12 protein-coding genes are annotated in these 11512 nt (G+C 40.6%); 9 read left to right on the top strand and 3 right to left on the bottom strand.

The window, feature by feature from the left end:
- The first annotated feature begins 21 nt into the window (after positions 1-21).
- The 5 genes from RSX31_RS20470 to RSX31_RS20450 are packed head-to-tail and all read left to right on the top strand — an operon-like array spanning position 22 to position 4789.
- Positions 22-960, top strand: a complete 939-nt coding sequence (locus RSX31_RS20470) for a S66 peptidase family protein (RefSeq protein WP_315635867.1) — start codon at positions 22-24, stop codon at positions 958-960.
- Positions 957-2036, top strand: a complete 1080-nt coding sequence (locus RSX31_RS20465; RefSeq protein WP_315635866.1) for a dipeptide epimerase — start codon at positions 957-959, stop codon at positions 2034-2036. The genes RSX31_RS20470 and RSX31_RS20465 overlap by 4 nt, the downstream gene beginning before the upstream one ends.
- 22 nt (positions 2037-2058) lie before the next feature.
- Positions 2059-2982, top strand: coding sequence for a C40 family peptidase (locus RSX31_RS20460; protein WP_315635865.1), 924 nt, complete (start codon positions 2059-2061; stop codon positions 2980-2982).
- Positions 2979-3983, top strand: coding sequence for an ABC transporter ATP-binding protein (locus tag RSX31_RS20455; protein ID WP_315635864.1), 1005 nt, complete (start codon positions 2979-2981; stop codon positions 3981-3983). Before RSX31_RS20460 ends, RSX31_RS20455 begins: the two co-directional genes overlap by 4 nt.
- Positions 3984-3997: 14 nt before the next feature.
- Positions 3998-4789: a serine hydrolase gene (locus tag RSX31_RS20450; protein ID WP_315635863.1), complete on the top strand. Its 792-nt coding sequence runs from the start codon at positions 3998-4000 to the stop codon at positions 4787-4789.
- A gap of 106 nt (positions 4790-4895) precedes the next feature.
- Here RSX31_RS20450 and RSX31_RS20445 read toward each other — a convergent pair whose 3' ends face one another.
- Entirely contained in the window at positions 4896-5717 is an 822-nt protein-coding gene (locus RSX31_RS20445; RefSeq protein ID WP_148993842.1) for an STAS domain-containing protein, read from the bottom strand.
- A gap of 340 nt (positions 5718-6057) precedes the next feature.
- Between RSX31_RS20445 and RSX31_RS20440 the strand changes: the two genes are divergently transcribed.
- The 4 genes from RSX31_RS20440 (at position 6058) to RSX31_RS20425 (ending at position 10000) form a co-directional block, all read left to right on the top strand.
- Positions 6058-6615, top strand: a complete 558-nt coding sequence (locus tag RSX31_RS20440; protein ID WP_148993843.1) for a helix-turn-helix domain-containing protein — start codon at positions 6058-6060, stop codon at positions 6613-6615.
- A 361-nt stretch (positions 6616-6976) separates the two neighbouring features.
- Positions 6977-7288: a metal-sensitive transcriptional regulator gene (locus RSX31_RS20435; RefSeq protein ID WP_315635897.1), complete on the top strand. Its 312-nt coding sequence runs from the start codon at positions 6977-6979 to the stop codon at positions 7286-7288.
- Between the two features lie 14 nt (positions 7289-7302).
- Positions 7303-7509: a copper chaperone CopZ gene (copZ, locus tag RSX31_RS20430; RefSeq protein WP_148993844.1), complete on the top strand. Its 207-nt coding sequence runs from the start codon at positions 7303-7305 to the stop codon at positions 7507-7509.
- Between the two features lie 73 nt (positions 7510-7582).
- A complete protein-coding gene (locus RSX31_RS20425) occupies positions 7583-10000 on the top strand; it encodes a heavy metal translocating P-type ATPase (RefSeq protein ID WP_315635862.1) in 2418 nt (805 codons plus the stop codon).
- Between the two features lie 110 nt (positions 10001-10110).
- On the opposite strand, the gene RSX31_RS20420 is transcribed toward RSX31_RS20425, so the two are convergent.
- Both RSX31_RS20420 and RSX31_RS20415 read right to left on the bottom strand, forming a co-directional pair.
- Positions 10111-10758 (bottom strand): cupin domain-containing protein, encoded by a 648-nt coding sequence (locus RSX31_RS20420; protein WP_315635861.1) that lies wholly within the window; start codon positions 10756-10758, stop codon positions 10111-10113.
- 151 nt (positions 10759-10909) lie between these two features.
- The gene (locus RSX31_RS20415) at positions 10910-11248 is read right to left on the bottom strand and encodes a DUF3889 domain-containing protein (protein ID WP_148969053.1); all 339 of its coding nucleotides are present in this window, start codon (positions 11246-11248) and stop codon (positions 10910-10912) included.
- Positions 11249-11512 lie beyond the last annotated feature (264 nt).

Here is an 11512-nt window from a genome sequence, read left to right as displayed (position 1 = left end):
TTTCTACGAAAGGGGTCATGTATGGTGATAAAAGCTTCAAAACTCAAAGTAGGAGATACAATAGGAGTCATTGCTCCTGCAAGCCCTCCGAAACCTGAACCATTAAAAAATGCCTTATCATTTCTTGAAGAATTAGGTTTGGACATAAAACTGGGTAAATCTGTCCATAAGAAATATGGGTACCTGGCAGGTTATGATCAAGAGCGGATAGAAGATATACATATGATGTTCAAAGACAGTGACATTAAAGCCATCATTTGTGCTTGCGGTGGTTTCGGCACAGGACGGATCGCATCCCGATTGGATTACAACTTGATAGGGAAAAACCCGAAGATCTTTTGGGGATATAGTGATATCACTTTTTTACATACAGCTATTCATCAACAAACTGGAATCGTGACATTTCATGGGCCCATGTTAAGTTCTGATATTGGTCTTTCGGGTGTACATAACTTAACTAGGAAGTCTTTTGAACAGTTGTTTCATGCGAAAGACATCGAGTATACAAACAAGCTATCCCCGTTGGAAACCGTTGTAGAAGGTATAGCAAGCGGACCTGTAATAGGTGGAAATCTTACCTTATTGGTTAGCACATTAGGGACTCCTTTTGAATTGGATACAAAAGGTAAAATCCTATTTATCGAGGATATCGATGAAAAACCTTATAAAGTGGACCGAATGATGAATCAGCTGAAAATGGCGGGAAAATTCCATGACGCATCCGGCGTCATCATCGGGGATTTCAAAAACTGTGTGCCAGAAAAACACGAACAATCTCTGACTCTTGATGAGGTGCTCAAAGAACATATTTCAGATGCAGGTATACCTGTTTTAAAAGGCTTTCATATCGGTCACTCTTCCCCTAGTGTCGCCATACCATTAGGAAGCATGGGACGAATGAATACGTATAACCAAACATTTAGTGTAGAATCCGGCATAAGAGAGGATGAGAATAAGTGAATATCCACAAACTGGAAACATTCAGAACAGCTGTCCCCCTGCATACCCCTTTTAAAACTGCATTGCGCACCGTTGAAGTGGCAGAAGCCATCGTTGTGAAATTAACGTGTGATGACGGGACTGTTGGATGGGGAGAAGCACCGCCAACAGTTGTCATTACAGGGGACAGCTTATCCAGCATTGAATGGGCCATCCAACAAGTGATCAAGCCGGCCATTATAGGTAAGAGTCTCTTAAATTATGAGCAGCTTTTTCAACAATTACATTCATTACTTGTTCGTAATTCAAGCGCAAAGGCAGCTGTAGATATGGCCTTATATGATTGCCTTTCTCAGCACTGCAATCTTCCACTCTATCAATTTCTCGGCGGGTACCGTCATGGGCTGGAGACCGATTATACTGTGAGCGTTAATAGTCCAAAGGAAATGGGTGAAGATGCAGAAGCCTATGTGAAGCAAGGCTTTAACGTACTGAAGGTCAAAGTGGGAAAAGATGATATCGAGACGGATATAAAAAGAATTCATGAAATCCGCCAACGAATCGGGTTTGATATCAAAATTCGACTCGATGCCAATCAAGGCTGGGAATCGAAAGCGGCAATCAAAGCGATTCGTAAAATGGAAGACCTTGATCTTAACATTGAGTTAGTCGAACAGCCTGTACCTGCTCATGACATTGAAGGGCTTAAGAGAGTCACTGATGGAGTGGATACACTGATTATGGCAGATGAGAGTGTTTTTACACCATATCAAGCATTTGAAGTGTTAAAAACCCGCAGTGCAGACCTGATCAATATCAAACTCATGAAAGCCGGGGGCATTTATTACGCTCAGAAAATTAACGATCTTGCGGAGGTTTGTGGTGTCGAATGTATGGTAGGGAGCATGATTGAAACGCGCCTCGGGATTACGGCAGCCGCTCATTTTGCAGCAAGCAAGAAAAACGTGACACGATTTGATTTCGACGCCCCTCTTATGTTGGCAAAAGATATTGTAGTGGGAGGCATAGAATATAACGGTCGAATGATCACGCTGCCCACCCAATCTGGATTAGGGATAGAGAGAGTACTAGTTTAAATGAATACGAGGGGGAATTAATATGACGACAAAAGCGCTAATAGCAGTACCCGTATCAACTGTATGGACATCCAAGGATTCAGCCCGTGATTTGGATTCATCTGCCGTTTCCAATCCCGTGCAAATCAACGAATGGTTAGAATCCTTGACGCATGAATCCCGGTTGGCTCTTTGCGATGAAAACCGTATACAATCTCAAGCTTTATTCGGACAAGAAGTATTGGTGATGGAAGAGGAGGACGGTTGGTCTCATGTGATCATTCCAGACCAAGCCACATCCAAAGACAATCAAGGATACCCTGGTTGGGTCCCTAGCGTTCAACTTTCACACAGGGAGTTCCCTCAAACGGATACATATTCCATAATCACAAGCAAATTTGCGGATTTAATCAATGAGGATGATGAGGTGGAATTGGAACTCAGTTTCCAAACGACTTTACCCGTTGTGAAAGAGCACGATCATGTTATCGAAGTTATGACTCCGTTAGGTACACGCTTCTTAAAACAGAAAGATGTAATCATCTCAACCACGAAGGTTAACGACCAAAAGGGTAGCGGCCATGACATCGTCACATCAGGAGAAGCCTTTCTTGCTCTTCCTTATTTATGGGGAGGGATGACGAGCTATGGGTTTGATTGCTCAGGCTTCAGCTATACCATGTGCAAGGCAAATGGTTATCTGATTCCTCGTGATGCAAATGACCAGGCAAAAGCAGGAAAAGAAGTAGCACTGAATCAATTAGAGCCTGGTGATCTTTTATTTTTTGCTTATGAAGAAGGGAAGGGGAGCATTCATCACGTTGGAATCTATCATGGTGACGGACAAATGATCCACTCTCCCAATACTGGGAAAACCATTGAAATTCTCTCACTGAAAGGTACCTACTACGAGAAAGAGTTATGTATTGCAAGACGCTACTGGGAGGAAACGGAGGAATCATCATGACGAATCACAAACTACTCGAAGTAAAGGAATTGAAAAAATACTTTCAGCTTGAAAAAGGTAAAACCTTAAAGGCAGTGGATCGTATTTCATTTGATATTTATAAAGGTGAGACATTCGGATTAGTAGGGGAATCGGGTTGTGGGAAGTCGACTACAGGCCGTACCATTATCGGATTGTATGACAGGACAGAAGGGGAAGTTCTGTATGACGGGAAGAACGTTCATACACTCTCTGAAAAAGAAAAGCTATCCTTTTATCGAAATATGCAGATGATTTTCCAGGATCCGTACGCTTCTCTTAACCCCCGTTCAACGGTACGTGAGATTATTGCAGAACCGATGGAGGCACACAATTTATACCGGGATAAAAAGGAACAGATGGAACGTATTTATCAGTTGCTGGAAGATGTCGGACTGAATAGGGATCATGCTAATCGCTATCCTCATGAATTCAGTGGCGGACAGCGTCAGCGAATTGGCATAGCACGAGCTCTCGCCCTTAATCCAGATTTCATCATCGCAGATGAACCTATTTCTGCTCTTGATGTTTCCGTTCAAGCTCAAATCGTAAACCTATTGAAAAAGCTTCAAAAAGAAAAGGGGTTGACCTTTTTATTCATTGCTCATGATCTTTCCATGGTAAAGCATATCAGCAACCGAATCGGAGTGATGTATCTGGGACATATGGTTGAATTAACCGAAAGTAAGGAGCTTTACAAAAAGCCTCTTCACCCTTATACCCAAGCATTACTATCAGCTATCCCCATCCCTGATCCCGATGTAGAGGATGAGCGTGAACGAATGATCATTCAAGGGGAAATCCCCAGTCCAATCAATCCACCAAGTGGCTGTGTATTCAGAACCCGTTGTCCTGTAGCCATGGAAGCGTGCGCCAGCCATAAACCAAAATGGAAGGAAGTAGGAGAAAAGCACTTTGTTGCTTGTCACTTGTACGACAATGAATTCACCAAGGATCATGACGAAGTAGCGGTCACAAAGTAAAGGATGAATAGTGGATGAATGAGAAATTATTAGAGGAAATAATTCTGGATGCTATTGATAAATGTAAAGGCAGGATCAGTGTTGCCATTGACCTGCCTTCACACTCCATCCAAATCAATAGTGACACTCCTTATTCTGCTGCAAGTTTAATCAAGGTTCCGATCTTACTTGAAGGCTATCGGCAGTCAGAGCAAGGGAAAATCGATTTAGATGAAACGGTAATGGTCCCTAATGAGTATAGAGTGGGAGGGGCAGGAGTGTTGTCAACACTATCCGAAAGAATTTCGTTGACGGTAGAAGACCTTCTCACACTCATGATCATTGTGTCGGATAACACCGCGACGAATCTCATTATCGACCGTTTAGGTACAGAAGCGATAAATAACCTTTGTAACTCTCTAGCATTAAAACACACTAAGCTTAGTCGGAAAATGATGGATTTTCAAGCAATGAAACAAGGGTATGACAATTTCACCTCTGCTTCTGATATCATCACCTGTTTACGCAGTTTAGACCAAGGGACGCTATTTAGTCAGCAAAGCCGGGATAAAATGCTATATATATTGCATCAACAGCAATTTAATACTAAGCTTCCTGCAAGGATGGATAAAGAAAAAATCTATATAGCCAACAAAACAGGGGAGTTACCTGGGGTTGAACATGATTGTGCAATTGTTCGATCTGAAGAAAAAACTGCCTACATAGTTGTATTAATCGACGAACTTGATGAAAACGAATCTGCGCGAGACACAATTGCCGAAATCGGAAAGCTTTTACATGATTATTTAACTAAGCCTAATCTGTAAAATAACAGAAGTGTTCCTATAGATTCTTTAGATATTTTTTGTTGTCTATTTATGTAAGTCATTTTCGTTCTTACTAGAAAAAATTTTTATACATAAGAAAAGCATCCTAATTCCTAAGGATGCTTTTTTGCTTTTGCAATTGTATAAGAGCGGTGTGAAGGCTGGCGAAAGTGGGAATATGTTTAATTACGATGCCGAGGTTGACCATTGTTTGAGCAATTTCAGGTCTAATCCCTGTTAAGACGACTTGAATTCCTGCTAATTTGAGTGCGGCTACCACCTTGAATAGTTGATCTGCAACCATCGTGTCAACAACCGTTACCCCTGATAGATCAATAATTAGATAACTCAGGCCCAATGCCGATCCTTGTGATAAAGACCTTTCCATTAAATCCTTTGCACGTGCTGAGTTGATATCCCCTATAAGCGGCAAAATGGCGATCGTATCAGTCACTTTCACAATAGGGATCGAAAGCTCGGAACTAATTGTTTCAGAGTGGGGGTGGGAGTGGGCCATCGTAAGGCGGTATATGGCTCGATCCACACCAGAATGAAAAAGAGAAAGAAGTTCATAAAATGTATCAATTGACAGCTCGATCTTGATGGAATCTGTTTTAATCATGTTACCAATCTCATCCCGAAAATAGCGAAGATCTTCTATCGCTACCTCGAGGGATAAATCTAACTGCCTAAAGAGAGTAACTGAAGAACATGCCCATCTCGAGATAGTATTGCTATTAGGAGTTCGCAGAGACTGGGCTAATAGCTCAATCATTTCCTCTCTCCATTTCCGCAGCGATACATTTACAATATTTGGGTAAGGAGCGTCTCCGTTTGTTCTTCCTTGAATCAATTTCGTCTTTGCATCCACTATGTTGTTAATGAATTCAAGATATTTGTTTTCATCATGAATGGCCTTCATGGACATTTGATAACCTCCTACTATGATCAAAACTTTGAGTTTCACGATTATGTAAATATATTTGGAAAAAGGATAGAGGAAACGCTGGGTATTATGTTATGCTTTTTTATAAGGAGTACATAAGCAATGATACTAAATGAGGACGTATAGATGTCTCATGAAGAGGTCACTTTACATAAAGAAGATTCACACCATGATGAAGATAAAAGCGTAGGATATATAATTACTTTCCTACCATTCTATTATATCGAAAATAACCATTTGGGAATGTTTCTGTTTAGCCACCCTCTAATAAAGTTTAACCATTGCTTTTCTGCCATTAAGGTTCAGAAAGGGGTATTGAGGATTGAATAAAAGAACTTGGCTTATTAAGTTAAGAAAAAGGAAGAAGATGACCCAACAGGAAGTGGCTTCCAAAGCTTTTATTGAAAGGTCCTACTATGCTCAAATCGAGAACGGGATCCGTAAACCGAGCAGTGAGGTCACCGTCAAGCTGGGAGAAGTGTTGGATTTTCACGCATCCAGCTTTAATCTTGAGGAAAATCCATTCTCGATTGCCTTAAAGAATGCACCAGTCGTGCTCGCTCATTGTGATACTCAATTACGCTATACCTGGATCTTCAATACTCCTGATTTAATTCCAGATGATCATATAGGAAAAACAGACGTTGAGCTAAATGATAATGAAGGAAACCGGTCATTAATGAGGTTGAAACAGGAGGTTCTGGACAAGAAGTCTCCCTTCAGTAGAGTAATCTCGATTCCGTTAACTACAGGAACAGTATCCTATCAGGTGTATGCCCACCCCTTATTAAACGAAGAGGGCACCATTATTGGGGTCGCCACAGCTTCTACTGAAATAAATACCTACAACCCACAAGATGGGATTAACAAACATAAATAATGTAAAGATACTAAAGGCGTAGATTCCAGTGAGGAGACTCGCTTTTTTATTTGGTGAAGATTCTTGGCACTCTCTCTTCAGACTGGAATTCTCCAACTTTTTTCCGCATTCAACATCGTGAAGTTATATATTTGTATGAGCATATATACGTCATGATGTAAAAGAATTGTCAGTGTTTTGAAGGATTCCAATAGGGTCTTGCACCTAGAATAAATCAATAATTAAGTATCAAATCAAATTCCTTTACATACCATATTGGGGTATAGTATATTTTGAGTATGGAGGTGGGAAGATGACCGCTGAAAAGAATGAAAAAGATCCTGAAATTAACCCAACCGTGATTCAAGAAGAAGAGCGTGTAATGGATCATGCTGCATGCTCAGACGAAGGAGTTCGGAAAAGCCATCACTCTGATAATGTTAAGAAAAACCTTGTGACGCGATTAAATCGTATTGAAGGTCAAATAAGAGGAATTAAAGGCTTGATTGAGCGCGATACGTATTGTGATGACGTTATTACGCAAATTTCCGCCACTCAATCTGCCCTTAACAGCGTAGCCAAAATTCTATTAGAAGGCCATATGAAAACATGTGTTCTCGATCGAATTCAAGAAGGTGACACAGAAGTATTAGATGAATTTATGGTTACAATCCAAAAACTTATGAAAAAATAAAGGAGAGGTTACAGATGCAAAAAGAATCGTTAACAGTGGAAGGTATGTCTTGCGGACATTGCGTTAAAGCAATTGAAGGAAGTGTTGCTAAATTAGACGGTGTGAAATCGGTGCAAGTAAGTTTGGAAGAAAAGAAAGTAGAGGTTGAATTCGATGATTCACAAGTAAAGCTTGATGACATTAAAGAAACAATCGATGATCAGGGATATGATGTCGTGTAAGAAAACTGTGCTTTCTCAGCACGGTTTTCTTTTACAAAAAAGTATACCCCATATAGGTATGGAGGGTTGATAAATGGCTGAGCATAAAGAAACCAATTTAGATATAACAGGAATGACTTGCGCTGCTTGTGCGAATCGAATCGAAAAAGGTTTAAATAAAATGGAAGGTGTGGAAAACGCATCGGTCAACTTCGCGATGGAGAGAGCAGCGGTAAAATACAATCCAGAAGAAGTGGAACCAAGTGATCTTCAAAAAAGAATTCAAGATTTAGGTTATGACATACAACTTGAAAAAACCGAGTTTGATATTACCGGGATGACCTGCGCTGCTTGTTCTGCAAGAATCGAGAAAGTATTGAGTAAGCAAGATGGTATACAACATGCAACGGTTAATTTGGCCTTGGAAAAAGCAACCATTGAGTATGCCCCTGGGACTATCACTACAGATCAAATCATAAAAAAGGTTGATTCAATCGGCTACGGTGCAACAATGAAAAATGATGAAAATCAAGAAGAACAAACCGATCATAAACATCAAGAGATTCAGAAGCAAAAACGTAAGTTCATATGGTCACTATTATTATCTCTGCCCCTATTATGGTCAATGGTCAGTCATTTTGAATTTACATCGTTCATTCCATTACCTGAAATCTTAATGAACCCTTGGGTGCAAATGGCATTAGCAACACCTGTACAGTTTATTATCGGGAAACAGTTTTACGTAGGTGCTTATAAAGCATTAATAAATAAGAGTGCCAATATGGATGTTTTAGTCGCACTTGGTACATCGGCTGCTTACTTTTACAGTGTGTTTCTTGCCTATCAGTCGATTGGATCGGGAATGCATATGGTTGAGCTATATTTTGAAACCAGTGCCACTTTAATCACACTCATTATTCTCGGAAAAATGTTTGAAGCCAAGGCAAAAGGTCGTTCTTCTGAAGCCATAAAGAAGCTTATGGGTCTTCAAGCTAAAACAGCAACGGTGGAAAGAGACGGGAATGAAGTGGAAATTCCTTTAGAAGACGTTGTCACAGGAGATATTGTCTACATCAAACCAGGTGAAAAAGTTCCTGTAGATGGAGAAGTCATCGAAGGTCGTTCAGCACTTGATGAATCGATGATTACAGGAGAAAGCGTTCCGGTGGATAAATCTATAGGTGATACATTAATCGGTGCCACAATGAATAAAAACGGATTCCTTAAAATGAAAGCTACAAAGGTAGGTAGGGATACAGCTCTGGCACAAATTATCAAAGTGGTGGAGGATGCTCAAGGTTCCAAGGCTCCTATTCAAAGGTTAGCGGATACAATATCGGGAATATTTGTCCCAATTGTTGTAGGAATTGCAGTCCTTACATTTCTTGTCTGGTACATTTGGGTTGAACCAGGTGATTTTGCCGAAGCACTCGAAAAACTGATTGCCGTACTTGTGATTGCCTGTCCATGTGCCCTTGGATTAGCGACTCCGACTTCGATAATGGCAGGATCCGGACGTGCAGCTGAATTCGGGATTCTCTTTAAAGGCGGAGAACATTTGGAATCGACCTATGGAATTACAACCGTTATACTCGACAAAACGGGTACTGTTACAAATGGTGAACCGGTATTAACAGATGTAAAAGTGGAAAGTGGTTTTGATGAAGAGGATTTTCTTGCTTTGGTTGGAGCGGTGGAACGGTCTTCTGAGCATCCACTTGCTGTTTCAATTGTTAAAGGGATTAAAGAAAAAGGAATTACTTTATTAGGTAGTGAAGATTTTGATGCTATACCAGGGTATGGTGTAAAAGCAAAGGTAGAAGGTACAGAGGTGGTCATCGGTACCACAAAATTGATGGAACAAGTAGGTGTTCACATCGATTACGTGTTAGAAACCAAACTAGCCCTTGAAACAGAAGGGAAGACGGTTATGCTTGTTGCTATTAATGGGAACTATGCCGGCCTTGTCGCTGTAGCGGACACTATAAAAGATACTTCGAAAGAAGCCATTCAACGGTTAAAGGATATGGAGTTAGAAGTCATCATGATTACTGGTGACAATCAGCGAACCGCTGAAGCAATTGCGAAGGAAGCTGGCATTCAGGATGTAATTGCGGAAGTATTACCTGAAGGAAAAGCAAAGGAAGTTCAAAAACTGCAGGAGGAAGGAAAGAAAGTCGCGATGGTCGGGGATGGAATTAATGATGCTCCTGCACTTGCCATGGCTGATATCGGAATGGCGATCGGGACAGGTACAGACGTTGCCATGGAGGCTGCCGATATTACACTTATCCGTGGTGACTTGAACAGTATCGCCGATGCTATCTTCATGAGTAAGAAAACCATTCGCAATATTAAACAAAATCTGTTCTGGGCCCTTGCCTATAACTCACTAGGCATCCCCATTGCCGCAATGGGATTCTTAGCGCCATGGCTTGCCGGAGCTGCAATGGCATTTAGTTCTGTGTCCGTTGTGTTGAATGCCCTGCGTTTGCAAAGAGTGAAGCTTTAAAATTTAAAAAAGATCAAAGGTGACATGACCTTTGATCTTTTTTTCATTCTATAAGCTTGTCTCTATTCAACAATTCAAACGGCATGGATTATCCACACCTATTGACGATTCTATAAATGAATGGATTTATTATTAATATTGATCAATATGTGTCCATCATTCCTAGACTCCTTCAGCATCTTTATGGGGGACCCAATCCTATTTCGATCTTTATTCGGGGGACCAATGACAACCGAACCCTTTATTGGTGACAAAGCCTCGGCGATAATTTCAGCGTTGATGCCATAGGATAGCTCGAATACCTCCGGTGGGGTTAAGTGCAACGTATCCGATCCCTCGGCCGTTTCAAATTGATCATTATTAAAAAATAGATGCAGGTGTGCGTTATCTGATACCGGTGTGATCCAGTGCCACCATGCCATAGGAATAAACACAACTTGCCCCGCTTTCGCACTGTACTTATGAAGCTTATTTGTATCGGGATCAATGATTGATATGACGGCTTCACCAGAAACGACAACATCCAATTCCCATGCATTCGGATGCCAGTGAGGTTCGCGTACATGACCCTTTGATAGGTACAGATCTACGAATGCACCTCCTACCATAGCCGGCAATTGAGTGGAAGTCACTTCATAGGCGATATTATCTGGGTTTCTCTCAAAGAATACATTCTTTTTCGAATCAAAGAAGAGGTTGGGTGTACCACTGGTCTTCTTAATATTAGTATTATCAGGTACATAACCTGATTTCCCCATTTCATTTCCCCCTTTTGGTAAATAACCAAATAATTCAACCTATAATGTTTATATGATTGATCGGGGGAATGGGTGAATGCATATATACGCAAAGGTACGTCTTAGATATGCTTTCTAAGAGATGTGGTCTTTGAAAAATAGAGAACCTCAATTATCGATCCGTTTCCGTGAATTTAATATCAATCATCTTTTCAGTATCCGTTTCAAACTGAATGTCCACAAATACACCAAATTCTTTCCCGCCGCGTTTTAACCATAGCTTAAATTTCTCAGTCGATACCTTCGATCCGTTTTCTTTACCGATATGGAGATAGTCAACGATCGCTGCATCAGGATATTTCTCTTGCGTCTTTTTCACAGCCAGACTTCCCCATTTAGCATAAGAAGGTATTTCTTGTTGAGCGAGCACCACCGGATTGAACTCAACGATGGTCGTATTGGCGAGAAAAAGCGTGAAGAGAATCATTGGAATAAGTCGTTTAATTTTCATTATCATAACCTCTTTTTATCTTGTAGGTTTGTCCAGTCCACCTGAAAATATTCTACATTTTCCATTTCTCTTACAATTACATAATTAAATGAAATCTTTTTTTCTTGTTAGAATATTCTTTACTTACTACTCATAAAATCTTAAACTGTGGGTGTGGGAAGAAAATATTACCAACAATATGAAAGGAGGCGATGACGATGATGACAATCGTCGATGCAATTCAAAAAATAAATGAGGATGAGGTTCTATATATTAAAACCTAGC

Origin of the sequence: Rossellomorea yichunensis (genome assembly GCF_032337515.1) — a bacterium.
Taxonomy (GTDB): Bacteria; Bacillota; Bacilli; order Bacillales; family Bacillaceae_B; genus Rossellomorea; species Rossellomorea yichunensis.
This window is presented reverse-complemented; position numbering and strand designations above follow the sequence as displayed.